This is a genomic window from Thermoanaerobacter uzonensis DSM 18761 (assembly GCF_900129115.1).
GTDB lineage: Bacteria > Bacillota > Thermoanaerobacteria > Thermoanaerobacterales > Thermoanaerobacteraceae > Thermoanaerobacter > Thermoanaerobacter uzonensis.
Genome location: NZ_FQUR01000007.1, coordinates 21549 through 37532, shown reverse-complemented (window position 1 = coordinate 37532; position 15984 = coordinate 21549). Strand labels below are relative to the sequence as shown.

Annotated in this window: 17 protein-coding genes and 2 pseudogenes; 7 read left to right on the top strand and 12 right to left on the bottom strand. The window is 31.4% G+C overall.

Annotation, left to right across the window (positions count from 1 at the left end):
• The first annotated feature begins 281 nt into the window (after nucleotides 1–281).
• Nucleotides 282–551, top strand: a complete 270-nt coding sequence (locus tag BUB32_RS01910; protein ID WP_072966978.1) for a hypothetical protein — start codon at nucleotides 282–284, stop codon at nucleotides 549–551.
• An 8-nt stretch (nucleotides 552–559) separates the two neighbouring features.
• On the opposite strand, the gene BUB32_RS01905 is transcribed toward BUB32_RS01910, so the two are convergent.
• Nucleotides 560–1063, bottom strand: coding sequence for a hypothetical protein (locus BUB32_RS01905; protein WP_072966975.1), 504 nt, complete (start codon nucleotides 1061–1063; stop codon nucleotides 560–562).
• A gap of 131 nt (nucleotides 1064–1194) precedes the next feature.
• Nucleotides 1195–1938, bottom strand: coding sequence for a hypothetical protein (locus BUB32_RS01900; RefSeq protein WP_072966972.1), 744 nt, complete (start codon nucleotides 1936–1938; stop codon nucleotides 1195–1197).
• A 469-nt stretch (nucleotides 1939–2407) separates the two neighbouring features.
• On the opposite strand from BUB32_RS01900, the gene BUB32_RS01890 reads away from it, so the two are divergent.
• Complete coding sequence (locus tag BUB32_RS01890) at nucleotides 2408–2776, top strand: sigma-70 family RNA polymerase sigma factor (protein WP_072966969.1); 369 nt, start codon at nucleotides 2408–2410, stop codon at nucleotides 2774–2776.
• A gap of 93 nt (nucleotides 2777–2869) precedes the next feature.
• Nucleotides 2870–3559, top strand: coding sequence for a peptidoglycan-binding protein (locus BUB32_RS01885; RefSeq protein WP_072966967.1), 690 nt, complete (start codon nucleotides 2870–2872; stop codon nucleotides 3557–3559).
• Between the two features lie 41 nt (nucleotides 3560–3600).
• On the opposite strand, the gene BUB32_RS01880 is transcribed toward BUB32_RS01885, so the two are convergent.
• Nucleotides 3601–4269, bottom strand: a complete 669-nt coding sequence (locus BUB32_RS01880) for a hypothetical protein (RefSeq protein ID WP_072966965.1) — start codon at nucleotides 4267–4269, stop codon at nucleotides 3601–3603.
• Nucleotides 4270–4664: 395 nt separating this feature from the next.
• Here BUB32_RS01880 and BUB32_RS01875 point away from each other — a divergent pair, with 395 nt between their 5' ends.
• The gene (locus BUB32_RS01875) at nucleotides 4665–5366 is read left to right on the top strand and encodes a hypothetical protein (RefSeq protein WP_072966962.1); all 702 of its coding nucleotides are present in this window, start codon (nucleotides 4665–4667) and stop codon (nucleotides 5364–5366) included.
• A 43-nt stretch (nucleotides 5367–5409) separates the two neighbouring features.
• Here the strand turns inward: BUB32_RS01875 and BUB32_RS01870 are convergent, their stop codons facing one another.
• Complete coding sequence (locus BUB32_RS01870; protein WP_072967416.1) at nucleotides 5410–6033, bottom strand: copper amine oxidase N-terminal domain-containing protein; 624 nt, start codon at nucleotides 6031–6033, stop codon at nucleotides 5410–5412.
• Nucleotides 6034–6474: 441 nt separating this feature from the next.
• Here BUB32_RS01870 and BUB32_RS01865 point away from each other — a divergent pair, with 441 nt between their 5' ends.
• Complete coding sequence (locus BUB32_RS01865; RefSeq protein ID WP_072966960.1) at nucleotides 6475–7290, top strand: septal ring lytic transglycosylase RlpA family protein; 816 nt, start codon at nucleotides 6475–6477, stop codon at nucleotides 7288–7290.
• Nucleotides 7291–7342: 52 nt separating this feature from the next.
• Here BUB32_RS01865 and BUB32_RS01860 read toward each other — a convergent pair whose 3' ends face one another.
• Together BUB32_RS01860 and BUB32_RS01855 are read right to left on the bottom strand one after the other, a co-directional pair.
• A complete protein-coding gene (locus BUB32_RS01860) occupies nucleotides 7343–7924 on the bottom strand; it encodes a hypothetical protein (protein ID WP_072966958.1) in 582 nt (193 codons plus the stop codon).
• 291 nt (nucleotides 7925–8215) lie between these two features.
• Nucleotides 8216–8776 carry a hypothetical protein gene (locus tag BUB32_RS01855; protein WP_072966956.1) on the bottom strand — a complete coding sequence of 187 codons (561 nt, stop codon included), beginning with the start codon at nucleotides 8774–8776 and terminating at the stop codon, nucleotides 8216–8218.
• A gap of 297 nt (nucleotides 8777–9073) precedes the next feature.
• Between BUB32_RS01855 and BUB32_RS01850 the strand changes: the two genes are divergently transcribed.
• Nucleotides 9074–10021 (top strand): AEC family transporter, encoded by a 948-nt coding sequence (locus tag BUB32_RS01850; RefSeq protein WP_072966954.1) that lies wholly within the window; start codon nucleotides 9074–9076, stop codon nucleotides 10019–10021.
• A gap of 10 nt (nucleotides 10022–10031) precedes the next feature.
• On the opposite strand, the gene BUB32_RS12650 is transcribed toward BUB32_RS01850, so the two are convergent.
• The 3 genes from BUB32_RS12650 to BUB32_RS01835 all read right to left on the bottom strand — a co-directional run bounded on the left by BUB32_RS12650 (nucleotide 10032) and on the right by BUB32_RS01835 (nucleotide 12367).
• Nucleotides 10032–10178, bottom strand: a complete 147-nt coding sequence (locus BUB32_RS12650) for a serine aminopeptidase domain-containing protein (protein WP_234949213.1) — start codon at nucleotides 10176–10178, stop codon at nucleotides 10032–10034.
• 158 nt (nucleotides 10179–10336) lie between these two features.
• Nucleotides 10337–11095 (bottom strand): DUF1722 domain-containing protein, encoded by a 759-nt coding sequence (locus BUB32_RS01840; protein ID WP_072966952.1) that lies wholly within the window; start codon nucleotides 11093–11095, stop codon nucleotides 10337–10339.
• A gap of 24 nt (nucleotides 11096–11119) precedes the next feature.
• Nucleotides 11120–12367, bottom strand: a complete 1248-nt coding sequence (locus BUB32_RS01835; RefSeq protein ID WP_072966950.1) for an MFS transporter — start codon at nucleotides 12365–12367, stop codon at nucleotides 11120–11122.
• Nucleotides 12368–12980: 613 nt separating this feature from the next.
• Here BUB32_RS01835 and BUB32_RS12645 point away from each other — a divergent pair.
• A pseudogene (locus tag BUB32_RS12645) lies at nucleotides 12981–13145 on the top strand (AEC family transporter); the annotation flags it as partial.
• On the opposite strand, the gene BUB32_RS01830 reads toward BUB32_RS12645, so the two are convergent.
• From BUB32_RS01830 to BUB32_RS01815, 3 genes and pseudogenes are all read right to left on the bottom strand, one after another.
• Nucleotides 13131–14072, bottom strand: a complete 942-nt coding sequence (locus BUB32_RS01830) for an alpha/beta hydrolase (RefSeq protein ID WP_072966948.1) — start codon at nucleotides 14070–14072, stop codon at nucleotides 13131–13133. The pseudogene BUB32_RS12645 and the gene BUB32_RS01830 sit on opposite strands and share 15 nt — an antisense overlap.
• 34 nt (nucleotides 14073–14106) lie before the next feature.
• Nucleotides 14107–14862: pseudogene (locus BUB32_RS12540) on the bottom strand (DUF429 domain-containing protein).
• A 14-nt stretch (nucleotides 14863–14876) separates the two neighbouring features.
• Nucleotides 14877–15785, bottom strand: coding sequence for a CPBP family intramembrane glutamic endopeptidase (locus BUB32_RS01815; RefSeq protein ID WP_072966944.1), 909 nt, complete (start codon nucleotides 15783–15785; stop codon nucleotides 14877–14879).
• Nucleotides 15786–15984 lie beyond the last annotated feature (199 nt).

Sequence of the window (15984 nt, the reverse complement as noted above, 5' to 3'; positions counted from 1 at the left end):
TTGCTCCATAACTATGTTTCCATTTTATTTAAACTCATGTCAGCAAAAACAAACATTACTTTCATGAACGTTTTTCCTTCCTCTTAATCTTACTACCGTAAACCACTTTTTTATTTTCTTGTATCTTATCTCTCTGCCATGTCATTCTGCTTCTCCTCTCTCTTTTAAATAGGTTTCTAATCTTTTTTATTAGTCTGCATAGACTTTAAATCAAAGCTCTATGTTTTTATTACATAATATGGTATACTTATTATAATAATTTCATGAAAGGATGATCTAACATGTTTGAAATTTTAATACTTCTCTTAATGTTAATAATTGTAATAGCTGCACTTATAATCAGTTTAACCCGCATGGAACAAAATAGAAAAAATAATGAAAAAATTAATGAATCCATAGTTGAAACACAAAAACAAAATGAACTGCGATTAAAAAATACTTTAGAAACACAAAAACAAATTTTGGACTATGTTTCGAAGGATTTGGAAATAAAAACAGAAATATTAAACATATTAAAAGAAATTGAGAATAATTTATCGCAAAAGCATTAATTGTGATATCAAGGAATATAGCATTTTAATTGATTGCTTTCTGTCTCTATAAGCAAATTATCAATAACTATATGATTTTGTTCAGGAACTAATGTTATTTTAATTAAACGAGTTACTTTTTGATTGTTATTATTTTTGCTTAATACTATAGCATTTGCTATATAGAAATTTTTGGGTTTTTGAGTTAAATTTATTTTATATTGTATATCATTATAACTCTTTGGTTCTAATATTTCTAATAACTTAAACATGTTGTTTATTTCAAAAACTTCATTTTTCCATTGTTGTTTAGAAAGTTGCTGTTTAGATTTTTGTGACAGATATTCATATGTAGTATTATAATCATTTCGAAATAGATCATTAATAAAATTGACTGTAAGATCGTAGGAAGCTTTTAAATCTTCCTTATGAGAATTATATATAACATACACATAAGAAAAGAAAGCAAACATACCGATTAAAAAAATTAAAGTAAATATTAGAAGTTTCTTGTATCTTAGTAAATTTCTCATTAATACACCCTCTTTGTATGATGTTGAGTCAACACCTATATCATACACGATTTTTGTCATAGTATCTAATTTTATCTATTTCAATTAATTATAATATAATTTAGCTATTTTCCTTTAAACTTTCTTTACTTTTATTTAACTGTAAAACTAAAAACATGTTTCCCATCTGGTATCACGACAAATATTTTATCCCCATCCCATTTTATTAAAGCTTTACTCATAGAAATTTTCTCTTCTTTTATTTCTCCAATTGTTTTTGTTAAGTTATTGTTTAAATTATAGAATTTTAATGTATGAGCCCCATCTGGTCCTTTTATATCTGCAGAAGGCAAAAAAGCGAATTCATCTTCATTATTGGGTTTAAAAGAAATACCCATCATACTCTCATGCTTTGCCTCATTATACCAAAGTATTCTACTATTGTTTGTATTTGTATCTACAATAATACTTATAGGTAAATCTGAGGAAAACTGCACAACGATGTATTTGCCTTTTGAAGAAGCTGTAATATACTCCACACCGTTAAATAAATTATAGTGCAAAGCATGTTCTGTCAAATCTACTGTTTTTATCGCACCGTCTTTCAAATAATTAAGTTTTACATATGTCCTATCCCCATAAGGAGATTGTTCTTTTATTTCTCCATTGTCAGTAAAAATAAACTGATTTACCCAGGCAGTTGTACTGTTGCCGTTATAAGAAATGAATTGAGGGACACTAGGATTAATATGAGAAGCTGCTCCCTCTTCCTCACTTTTAATTTTTGAAACAGTTTCTGAACCCGAAATATTGTTTTTTTCATAATCACTAAGATTATTATTGCAGCCAGCTAAAAAAAGAACAAACACAACCAAAAAGACGAAAAACTTTTTCAAGATAACTCAACTCCTTAAACATTTTCTTTTCAAAATATTTCTATTCCCATTATACCATTCTTTCGTTCTTCTGATATTACAAATTGGTTACAAATTATTAAATTTTTATTAATTTATCTTAATAAATTCTTTAGAAAATATTGCTATATTAGTTAGTACCAACTATTCAGCTACTTTAGATATTTTCTCTTTATTTGTAAGAAATCCCTTGTCATGGGTTGTTTTTTGTAATAAATATAGCTCCTTAATATATAGAAGGTAATTTTTTATATGAAGGTAATTAAATTGAAAAACAAATCTCTTCCCAATACAAAACCAAAAGAAAAAGATGAAAAAAGTTATTGGAAATTATAGATAAGTTTGAACCTCTAATCAATAAATACAAGAAAAAGCTCGAATATGATGGTGCCGAAGAGGATCTATTACTTTGGCTTTTGAAAACAATTACTAAGCTTAAAGGGTGATTCTTATGCTTAATATAAATGATGAAAAATTAATCTCATACATCGCAAAAGGCATGAAAAATGAATACATAAGGCTTTCTAAAAAATATAAGAAAATTAAGGAAAAAGAGATTCTCATTGAAGATGAAGAAATTATTAGCAGTGATAGTGAAAATGCTCAAAATATAGAAATCAAGCTTGCAATAGAAGATGCACTACAAAAACTGACTCCCTTGCAAAAAGAAATAATAATTGAAACAATTTTATATGGAAAAAAAGAAAATGAAATAGCTTTAAAGCTTCATATTTCACAGCAGGCAGTAAATAAGACAAAGAAAAGAGCATTGAAAAAAATGAGAAAATTTTTAGGAGAAGATTTCTTAGATGGGTTGTAAATTAGCATATAAAACTCTCTTTAATAGGTAGAAGGGTAAATCGGTCGATCAACCCTTTTAAAAAAATAAATAATAAGAAGGGGATGGAATCTTATGAGTACCGATCTTAAAAATACAATTTACTCAGTAAACATTTTTAATACAAATACTGCTCAATGGGAAAGATATACTCTAAAAGGATTAGAACCAATGCCAAAAGCAGAAAATTTATCAGTATACGAATTGGCAGATTATAGCTCTGATTTTGATAAATTATATACTACTTATATTTTTACAGATACAAAAACACTAAATCAATGGAATAACTATAGAAAAGCAATAGGAACTCCTATACGTATCACCCGCGCATATTGCTCTGTTAAACACAATAAAGATTTAGCAAGTAAATATCCTGGACAAGTAGCAAAATATTCTCAACATATAGCAGGAAAAGCGTTTGATATGGTCCCTTATTACGGAAATATAACATTAGAGCAAATGTATAAAATTGCTCTATCCTATTGGACTTTCGTTGAACCAGATTATAGCAGTCATATTCATGGTGATGCAAGAGATCCAGGTTCCCCATATTATCCAATAGTTCAATACGGTAGTCAAAATGTTTATGTAGCAACTTGCCAGGATGCACTATATTACAATGGTTATCTCACACTTACTGATATAGATGGGATTTTTGGAGATATTACGAAAAGCGCAGTTATAAAGTTTCAAAAAGACCATAACTTAACACCTGATGGAATTGTTGGTTCTCAAACTTGGTCTGCATTGCTACCTGACACCTAAACTAAAATTCCCTCACAATTAAAATGTGAGGGAGTAATTTTTTATAATCTCGTACCTGTATCTACCCATATAAATTCCTTAATTACATTTTTAGCTATTGGATTAAACATGTCTGACGATTCAAGAGTAGGATGAATAATAATATAGAAATATCTCCCGTCATGCTCTCCTAAAGCTATAACTCCATAAACTCCATTCCTCTGAAATATCGCCCAATTAAAAATCTTTTGCTCTTCTTTAAGCTTATATTTGTTTGCAAGACCTTTTACTTTTTCAATTGCATATGATTTATCTACATTTCTCGGCAAAAAAGATATTTCAATATAGTCATAGTCATGAAGAAATTGTCCGTTTATTATTTTTGAAGTTTCTATACGTACAGTTGTAGAACCATCTCCAAAATTATTAATACTTGTTTCCATATTTTCCGGAATATAAGTTATAAAACCAGGTGATAATTTAGAACAATCAAAAAGTGTATATGAAACTTTATAATCCACACCTTCGATAGTCGCGGTTTCTTCCTTGTTTTTAGCAAGTTGGTCTACATTTATTTTACTAATATTCCTTTCATTGGGGTTTTCTTTCATTTGGGACACAGGAGGTACAATACTTTCTAAACTTTCTTTGTTTGTTTTTATACTATTAACATTACAGCCATTTAGGAATAATGCTACTATTAAAAAAATAGGCATAAAAAATTTTTTCACCTTGATTCACTCCCTTGTAATTTTCTTTAAGTAATTGCTAATTAAATCTATCTTTTATTCATCCAGTTACACTTGTATAATATTTCTTTTCAAAATATTTCTATCCTCATTATACCATTATTTCGTCCATCTGATATTACAAATTGATTACAAATTATTAATTTTTTATTAATTTATCTTAATAATTTGCTTAGAAAATAGCCTTAAAGCTCCATATTTCACAGCAGGCAGTAAATAAGACAAAGAAAAGAGCATTGAAAAAAATGAAAAAATTTTTAGGAGAAGATTTTTTAGATGGGTTGTAAATTAGCATATAAAACTCTCTTTAATAGGTAGAAGGGTAAATCAGCCGATTAGTTCTTCGAAGAATAATTTAATTAGGGAGGAAATAAAGAATGGCAACTTTACTAAAAATATCCACTGGTCCAAATCATAATGCAGATCCTCAAAGAGAATGGAATGTTACAGTAAAAAAGTCTTTTCGAGTAATTATAACAGCATATGATGCTTACGGTAACGTTGATACTAGCTATAATAAAATTGTTAACATTTATGCAGATGATGGAAAAGGAAATTACCCCTATCAAATCGGGTCAGCACAAGCTTTGAATGGACAAGCTACAGTATGGTGTAATCCTCTTACAATCATTTATGGAACCAATCCCTTCAGATACATAATAGCACGTGACATTGACGGCCTTCAAAGTCTTTCCATTCGTATAGCAGTTTACTTCTATGTTTATGGTTCTATAGAATTTCATACAAACTGTGATGGGACACTTTCTTATGGAGCACAAACAGCATGTGTACCAAATGGTTTGCCACCAAATAGTATATTTGTTGCTTTACCTTCAACTGGACTATGTAACAAAAGTATATATATTCCCACTTCTTCTACAGGCACTTTTAAAAAATCACAAATACTTGATGTTGGACCGTGGCGAACTAATGATCCTTATTGGAATACCGGAAATTATGGAATTTATCGTGCGGACATTGATATTTCAGATGGTTTAGCTACTCAACTCGGCATTCCATATGGTTGCAACGGTAGCACTCCTTGGGGAGGAGCATATGTTTTGTGGCGCTTTTCATAATGTCTAAACTATAAGAGATTAAGCAAGAATTTGCTTAATCTCTTTAATTAGGTATAAATTCAGTCTTACCTTTAATCCAATCCAATTTGGTAATAAAATACCTACTCGAAATCACCGAACCGTCAGGATATCTTTCTGGTTCTACTGTTAAGTCTATTTCAAAAGCTAATGTTGCTGAATTATTATCATAAGGACCATAATATGCCTTAACATTATATACCCAATAATAATTACCATAAGAAACCTCTTTAATTTCTATTTTTGTTACCGGTGTAGAAGGACCTATTATTTCGGGTTTTATTTGCCCCCTAATTTCAGGACTTAAAAACAAACGAGCCACAGCTCCATTTCGTTCTTGCAGAGCATGGGTAAAATTTTCTACAAAATGTTTTGAAGTTTCAGCTGTCCTCAAATAATTACTAATCAAATCTGTTTCTACTTTTTTGTTAAAAGAGACCTTAACAATTTTCTTCTGTTTATCCCATTCTACTTCTGCCCCTAGAGCTTCAGCTACCCACTTAATAGGTACCATTGTTCTTCCATTGATAATTTGCGGTGGCACATCCGGCTTAATCTCACTACCATTTACGATTAATTTGATTGTGCTATTTGCAAAAGCAATTATAGTAAAAAATGACACCATTAAAATAACACTAATAAACAACATCAAACTTTTTTTCAACAGCACTCAGCTCCTTAAACATTTTCTTTTCAAAATATTTCTATCCTCATTATACCATTATTTCGTCCATCTGATATTACAAATTGATTACAAATTATTAAATTTTTATTAATTTATCTTAATAATTTGCTTAGAAAATAGCCTTAAAGCTCCATATTTCACAGCAGGCAGTAAATAAGACAAAGAAAAGAGCATTGAAAAAAATGAAAAAATTTTTAGGAGAAGATTTTTTAGATGGGTTGTAAATTAGCATGTAAAACTCTCTTTAATAGGTAGAAGGGTAAATCAGCCGATTAGCCCCTCGAAAAAATAGCAAAAGCAGCTTAATAGCAATAGTTCTTTATATTTAACGTTTCTAAAGATGACCTTAAAGAACTGAAAACTATGAAGACTAAACAAAAAAATTATTTAAAAAGGAGAATTTTTATGGCAAATCAAGCTTCATATACGTGTGCTGCTGATGGTTCATATGGTGATATTTACATCAAAGGTAAAAGCATCAGTCCACAATGGATTGCAAGGCTTTTTAGTAGCGGCCCATATACTGGTTGTCAGAGAGCGCAAATTGTGACTGACCGACTCAATTCTATGTTTAGTAATCCTAGTAAATATTGGTTTGAATTTTGTACACCAGGAATAATTTCTTATCCCACATATTCAGTTATAATTGTACCAAATGTAAAAAGAAGCAGTATTCCTGATATTAGTTGGTATAATACCACTAAAGAACTAATAATGGATGTAGGACCAAATGATTCAATTGAACCATGGTATACTGCATTATTATGGGCGAATAATATTCGAAGAGAAGTTGCCGATAACTATAATTATAATCCAACTTCTCTCTATGTACCTTCGGGGAGAGGTATTATTGAAACAGATTTTGTATACCGAAACCAAGCAGATTCATATTACGGTGCAGGTGAGTCATTAAACAAACAGACTATTACTGGTGAAATATTCCATACATGTGATTTAACCGTTGCCACACGAGTACGATGGACACAAAACGAGTTTAAAAATTTATTTTACCAAAAAGGAAGTGTTTGGATCAGAGTTTACCATCCTTCTAATGGGCGAGTTGTAGTCTGTCGTCAAAATGATTGGGGCCCATCCGATAGTGTATATCAACGATATTGTCGTACCATTGATCTATCGTATGGAGGAGCCCGTGAAGCTCTTGGTACAGGTACAGGTTTTTGTGATAGTGGTGATAAAGTAGATTTCCGCTTTTTAGAATGATACTCAAAAAAAAGTCTTAGTTTTTAGGAGAGACAATAATAATATTGTCTCTCTATTTTGTTAAAATTGGAAGATAATCAATTTCATAACCATCAGGTGTAACCAGGCTGATCAACAAATTATCCACAGGTAATTCAGAACGCTTAATCCAAATTATCTGATATCCACTTCTATCAGGTTCAGCGATAATAGCTACTTGTTTATCTAAGGCTTTTATGTTTTTAATCTTGGAGTTTATGATTAAAAAACCTATATAATTTTCAGGCAACTCGGTCTCGGTTATAAAGTCATCAAGCCCTAAACTTGCATAGAGAGGAAAACTTAAAGAAGCTCCTGCAGGGAGTTCAAACAATCTGTGCATTGCTGCTTCTACTAGTATAGATGGATCAGAAAATCTTTCTTTAAATAAGGGGTCTTCCCACTTTTTAGAATAGATAGGTCTTATCCAATCTTTATTTTCCGTTTTAAGGACAAATGTTATTGTATTTCCTTTGCTTAAAATGTCCTTAATTGGAAGTTGACGAAATTCTCTCAAATCTTCTAAACGTGGAGAGTACTCGAAATTATTATCATAAGCAATATTTATTCCCTTAATATATCCTTTATTATTTATGTCTTTTTTATTAATTGACAACGGAGAATTACCTAAAAAAATAGCGATGAGATTACAATAATACTAGCTACAACTCCCAACCACTTTTTCCTCACTGCCAAAACCCCCTTAAAAACTTTTATCTCTAAAAAATATAGACATATAAACAAACTATTTTGTTTCGCTCACAAAAAAATCTTTAACCATTCAGTAGCTTTTGCTATTCTCATTTTATTAAACGTTTTTAGCTGCTAATATATAACTAATTGGTTTCTCATAAATATTAGTATGAGACCTACATCTCTAACAAAGTAACTTTTTTAAAATAAAAATTTACTTTAATGCTCTTTTCCATTCTTCAGGCAAAGGATAACCCTTTATAAATGCTTGCCCATGATATACAGGTATTATACCTGATTCAACAGCAGGTTTTATAGGAACATGCTGTGCAACTATTACTGAACCAGGTGGTATATCACCAAACATAGGCACAGGCGGCCAATATCTACCGTCAGGTGGAAAGTATAAGAAAACAACTCCTTGAAGCGTTATGTATAAAATCTTATCATTGGAAGCGTTGTTGTTAACTGAATAAATATATTTTTGCCACACTTTAGGTAATTTCCAATCATCAAATGAAGTAGAATTAGTTCCATAATCTCTCCATATTCCTCCATAAATATCAGTACCATAAACGGGTATTTGTGACATATCAAAAGATGAACTTTCCTTTAATTGTTTCAAAATTTCTTTTTGAGAAATTGGATTTGCCAAATCAATGTTCTGAGCATTGTTCGCCATTGTTTCATTTGCTTTATATTTTATGTATCCCTGGATTATCAATACACCAATTATTATTCCAACTACAAAATTTAAAAAATATCTTCCTCTCATCTTATCCCCCCAATATTACTTTAAAAACTTATTAATCTTTCATCCAAGCATTCAATGTTTCTACTCATATTCCCATTATATCATTATTTCCTATATCTGATATTACAAATTGGTTACAAACTATTAAATTTTTATTAATAAAAACAGACAAAAGGGGACAGTCCCCTTTGTCCGAAAAAATCAGACAGAAGGAACCGTCCCCTTTGTCTGACTTTGTTTGATTTGAAAATTGCACTCCTTTGTGCTATTCTAAATAAGTAAACTTTATCTTTTTTTCTTACAAGAGGTGGCTTTTTAATGGAAGTCTTTTTTTCATCAGTTCAAGGTGTTTTAATAATTGTATTTATACTGGCACTGGGATATTATTTATCTAAGGTAGGCTGGTTTGACAGCTCAACAGCAGACCTTTTTGCAAAGCTTGTAATTAATGTATCTTTACCTCTCAATATGATTGTAAACATTTCTACAACTTTTTCTAAAGAGCAACTAGAGCACTCAGTAAGAGGACTTTTGATTCCATTTTTATCTATTCTTTTGTCCTATATGATCGCTTACATATTTACTAGCATTTTCAAAGTAAAAAAAGGAAGAAAAGGCGTTTTTATACTTATATTTTCTCTTTCAAACACTATTTTTGTTGGTCTTCCTATGGCTCAAGCTCTTTTTGGAGAAATATCAACGCCCTATGCCCTTTTATATTACATGGCAAATACAACTATACTTTGGACTCTTGGCGTCTATGGCGTAATACGGGATGTAAATGAAAAAGAAAAAAATATAGTAAATTGGGATATTGTAAAGAGAATCTTCAATCCTCCTCTTTTAGGTTTTATGATAGGAGTAATTTTTGTACTTATAAACCTTACCCTTCCAAAATTCCTCTTTGAAAGCTTTAAAATGATTGGAAATCTCACTACTCCTTTATCAATATTCTACATTGGCATAGTCATTCATGAAATGGGCTTTGATAAATTTAAACTTGACAAAGATGCTGTCCTGGTTTTTATTGGGAGATTTCTAATAACTCCTGCCCTTGTGCTTTTTCTAAACATATTCATCCCTGTACCAAAGCTTATGAGGGATGTATTTGTCATAATGTCAGCAATGCCTGTACTTGTAAATTCTTCAATAATAGCAAGAATATATGGAGCAGATTATGAATTTGCTACAAGTATGATTACATATACCACAATATTAAGCATTATCATAATGCCAATTTACATGGTGTTACTAAGAATAATTTAACACTTTCTTTTCAATCCATGTAAAATCCTTTTTCATTCATATATCGTGCAAAATTTTGGTATCTTCCCCCGTGTTCAGCCATTCCATGAAAAACTTGAATAATACCTATAGGAACTAATTTCTGGTTCCTACAAATTAATATATATATCTTCCCCATCTTCCCCTGTTATAAAAAACCCATCAAAATTCTCTACCATTTTGCTCCCCCTCTTTAAACTTCTTTATAAATATTTATTCTATAAAAAAACATCATTTAACCTTCTTAGTTTTAAAAAAAATTTCCAATCAAAGCATCCCTTTTTCATCCTACAGTTTCTATGCCTTTTCATGGTTATTTTTGTTCATAAATATCTCTTTCTTTATTCTCATCCAAGCTGCAATGTCAACTAATGCTGTCTGCTGAAAAAGATATTCATTATGTGATCGCTTAAGTATATCTACTATAACTTCAAGGAGCATTTCTTCCCCTGTAAAAGCTTTTTCTTTCTCTTCCCTTGTAGCTATTTCACTTACATAGCCCCATATATGCTCTAGAGCGTTCCGTACACCTCCAATAGTGGGTGGTGTTCTTAATAAATTAGTAAGTATTTCTGCAAATTCGATAAAACTATTTTCATCAAAAGCTTGAACAGCCCGTTTACCAAGCATACTATAAAGATTAGGATCTCTTGCTAAAACAGAATATTTATGCTGTGCCCACAACATCTGCGCATGTTTTGGCAGTGGAATGCGTCCTTTTTCTTTTTTATGCTTATATTTTTCTTTTAAAATATCAAACTGACGAGCAGGTGAATCTAAATAAGGTGGCCAATCTATAGTAAAATTTTCTTCTTTAAATAAAGACACAGGAAGGGGTGATTCATGTTTATAGCCTCTCAACCTCATTTCTTCAACAAGCAAAATGTGGCGCATATATAAAGCAGGCAAACATTCCTTCCACCTCTTTGTCTGTGGATGAGATGCATAACCCCTTTTGTTATTTATGTAAATAGATACAATCCCATGTAATTCGCGGTGCTCCCCAAGGAGACTCTCACGATTGAGATAGCCAGGTGAAATATCCCATATTCGCATCTCATATTTACCTCCGCTTTATATTTACTCTTCCTTTATCAAAAGTGCACCCAAAATCAAACCTATAAACATTAAAATTGCAGAGGAAGCAAGCAAAAAGTTATAACTTGCCACATGGGCTATAATACCTCCAATAAGCGAACCAACAGACAAGGCTAAAGCATTATTCGCACTAAAAAGCCCCATTGCAGCTCCCTTGGGAAGGTTTGATTGTGATGCTAAGGCTGTCCCCGTGACAGAAATTATTGGCCATGAAAATATCATTAGTGTAAAGAATAATATTACAAAAACTGTCTTTGCAGTAACCGCTAAATAACCCAAAACAGTCAAACCCAAAACAGATATCGCTCTTAAAGAAATTCCTAACAATAATATTTTTCTGTTGCCCTTTTTCTCCGCGATGTCGCCAGCCCAAGAATATAAAAAGATGCTGAGACCAACTGCCATAGAGAAAATTATGGAAGAAACAGATGGATTTATTTTGTACACGTATTTCATTATAATTGGGTAGAAGGAAAAAAAGAAAGAGGAAGCAGAAACAACAATAAACCACAAAATGTTAAATATTATAATGGACATGGTGGTTTTTGACAAATGTCCTAATAAATTTTTAAAATGCAGTAAGTGGTATGCCTGGATTATCGATACCAAAAACGGTTGGATTTTGGGATGTAATTTCTCCAATGCGGGACGGCAAGGCTTTATTACCTCTCCTCCTGCTGTTATGGGCATAATCTTATAAAATAATACCGATGAAAATGCCATTAAAGCGGTAACTACAAGAGCTATTTTTATGTGAGTAGCACTAAGAAGGCTTGCTATTGCCAAACCAAATACTTGGCCTATTCCATAAGTTCTTTGAAGTGCACCTACTCTCTCGCTTACTTCAGTATATGAAAAACGTTCAACAATCCACAAATTAGCAAGCGTATTCGTCAAAGAAAAACCTAAACCTGCCATTAAACTCAAAACTCCTAAAATAACCGGTGTAGGAACAAAAGTAATACCTAAAATGGATAATCCTATCACAAGCAATCCCATTAAAAATAAAATCCTATTTAGTTTCAACATATCAGCTATTTCTCCCCATATAGGAGCGCTTAATTGTCCTAATCCAAATAATGACATAACAATTCCTACATTTGCGGCACTGCTGTGTTGCTGCGTCCAAAGGGGAAGCAAAATAGGTATTAGTCCAGAAGCTATGGCACCTAAAATTGCGTAAGACCCATACCATGTTTCAAAAAACCTACTTTTATGAAACAAAGCCATTTATACATCACCTCTTTAATGTGTCTATGCTTCTTTGCCACATGTACGTTATACTTTTGTCACGATTTTTTTACTTATTTTTTATTATATAATACATTACATTTATAATAAAGTATGCCATTATAGATTGATATAACAAAACAGATTTATGTGGAATACTTTTAGCTTTATTTCCGTTGTATTCAACACAAATGGTAGAATATTCTATATAAAGACTTTTTCTTACTTAAACATATATTGTCTATCTTAAGAGGAGAAATTGATATGAACAGCGAAGTAAAAAGGCTATTGCTCACAAGATTTTTGAGAAGCTTAGGACAGGGCATGTTAGTAGTAAATTTTTCTTACTTTTATTTTTGATCGCTCTTCCACTTGCTCCTACCTACTTCATGGCTTCCACTTTTTACTTCTTTCATCAAGTTTTTAATAGGGGATCTACTGGCGCAAGGCAAGTTTTAACTCTAAGTATAGTCTCAGACAGGAAAAGAAGTCTTGCAGTAGGGTTAAATACCGCTTCTGCACAAATATCAAGGTCAATAGATCCTTACATAACAGGAATACTTTTAAGCCAGAACCAATTTGAAATACTTTTTTTATAGCAGCATTGCTACAAGGTATATTTGTCATAATGTCAGCAATGCCTGTACTTGTAAATTCTTCAATAATAGCAAGAATATATGGAGCAGATTATGAATTTGCTACAAGTATGATTACATATACCACAATATTAAGCATTATCATAATGCCAATTTACATGGTGTTACTAAGAATAATTTAACACTTTCTTTTCAATCCATGTGAGAATATCTTTATAGACCTCCTCTTTCCCAACTTCATTGAGAAGTTCATGCCTTTTCCCTGGATAAAGCTTAATATCAACCTGTTTTAATCCCATGCTCTTATAAAGCTCATACAACCTCCTTACCAATTTACCGTATTCACCGACAGGGTCTTCTTCTCCTGAAATAATAAACAAAGGTAAATCTTTCGGTATTTTTATAAACCTTTGAGGCTTAAATATATTCAAAAGCCCTTTAAAAAAATAGTAGAAAAATCCTGCCGTAAAAATTTCGCCACAATAAGGGTCTTCTTCATATTTTTTAACCTCTTCCTTATCTGTTGAAAGCCACTCAAATTTGCTTAATTTATCTCCTTTTATTTTTTTATTGTAACTTCCAAACGTCAATTTATCTAAAACCTTGCTCCTCTTTTTCTCACCAAAAAGTGTTTTTTCAATAAAAGCCAAAGCATAACCAAATCTAAGAGGCAATTCCTTAACTGCAGAAGAACCGCTCAATATGACGCCATTAACTTCTTTGCCATACCTTATCATAAACTCCTGAGCCACAAAAGATCCAAAACTATGGCCAAATATAATGATGGGAAGACTCCCGTATTTTTCTTTTAAAAACCTCATTATCAGGTATTCATCCTCTACTATCTTATTAAAGCCGTCTTTTCCTATGTAACCCACATTATCAAGGCTTCCTGCCGTTTTCCCGTGGCCTCTATGGTCATCGGCACATACTACAAATCCTTTTTCATTCATATATCGGGCAAAATTTTGGTATCTTCCCCCGTGTTCAGCCATTCCATGAAAAATTTGAATAATACCTATAGGACTAATTTCTGGTTCCCACAAATTAATATATATATCTTCCCCATCTTCCCCTGTTATAAAAAACCCATCAAAATTCCCTGCCATTTTCCTCCCCCTCTTTAAACTTCTTTATAAATATTTATTCTATAAAAACATCATTTAACCTTCTTAGTTTTACAAAGAAAATTTCCATCGGCAACCCTAAAAGGTCTTTTTCACTAAAATTTGTAGGGAAAGTACATATATTACCTTCTCCCTTAATAGCCAAAATTCCTGTCGCAAGCAAAATTAAAGCATCTACTATATCGTCTTTTCTTAAACCTTTAACTTTATCCTCAAGTATTTCACAGCCAAAATTTTTAAAAAGTCTTCTTAAAAAACTCATTCTTTCTTCATACCCTTCCTTATCTCTTTTGCTAAATCTTGCAATATCTCCTTTTAAACCTTTAAAAGCCACTTCTGGGTGGGATTCTCTCAGAAATTTAACTGCTTCGGGATTCTTGCTCAGAAATTCATCTACTTCTTTTATTTTAGGCACAATATTCCAGGCTTATTTCAAAAGCCCTCTACCTAAAATATTTTTATTTATCGTCAAAGCTTTTTTATAATCTTCAACTTCAAAAACTTCTCTACAAGGAGGAGAAAATACACTAGAAGAGCGAGGATAACCCAGAAATTTCCTCGCTTCTTCATCACAACTTCTATACCTTTTTTGGGAATGAGGAAGACCGATAGGAATATCAATAAGAACAAGTTCCAATTTATCATGATAAAAACGCCAAACATCCTCAATTCTTCTAAAAAATTGCGCAAAAGCCTTGCCATCTTTACAAGTAGCCACTGACCATCCTTCTCTAGCGCCATCTATGCCCAAAACTTTCTCGTCAATATTCACAGCAATCACTTCTTTTACCCCAATTCTACTTCTTGAACTTTTCTGTATCTTTCAAAATAATAATACAGTATTAAAAAAGTAATTAAAATAACAAGAGTAGCAATTATTCCACCTTCCAGTCCAAATTCCCCACCAGAGAATAAATTATTTTTTGGAAAAGCATTGTAAATCCCTCTTATAGCATTACCACTCACATTAAATCCAAATATGTAACCTTGAAAATAATTCCATGATATGTGATATCCGATTGGCATCCATAAATCACCTGTTTTTAAATACATATAGGAAAACAAAACGCCTATAAGAAATATATTTAAAAGCCCAAGAAAAACTATATTAGGATTTAGAATATGCATAAGCGAAAAAATAATAGAAGAAACCAAAACAGAAAGCCAGGGCTTCCCCATTTGATTAAGTGCATTTATAAAGTATCCTCTGCTCATTAGCTCTTCTTGCAAACCTACAAGAATAAAAGCATATATCCCTCCCACTAGGTAGTAAGCACTTATATTGCTGTTTTTCTCAATTATTACACTACCTGTAACATAAAGTATCAAGACAATTATTGCGATAGAAAAAGCTCCAATTAAAAAGCCTAATATTAAGTTCTTATAACCATACTTTATAGAAATAAAACCTATATCTCTAAATTTCTTCTTGTCTATAAATTTTAGCATTAAAATTATCATAATCAATGTAGCCAAAAAACTTATAGTATTAAAAAGATAAAACCTCTCTTCTCCTACCATCAATAAAAGATAAAATTTTTGTACCGCATATTTTAAATAACCGCCTATTAAACCAATTATAAAAAAAGCCAAAAACGAAAGTAATAATGTGATGACAAAAGTTCCTGCTAATAAAATAGCAATTTTCCACCCGGAGCGAATTTGCCCGTTTCTGTTTACAAATACTTTTTTCAATGCGATCCCTCCAATATCTAATTAAACTTTTCTAATAATAGAAGAAAAACACAATCTATTACCATAATATATTAAATCAATCCAAGACTCAAGCAAAAACAATTCTCTTTATCAACTAAAAACTTCGCCTAATTTTTGGTCGTTCGAGTTTTTAAGTAATTTTTTAAAAGTTCCTCTAACTCATATTCAATTTTTCTTA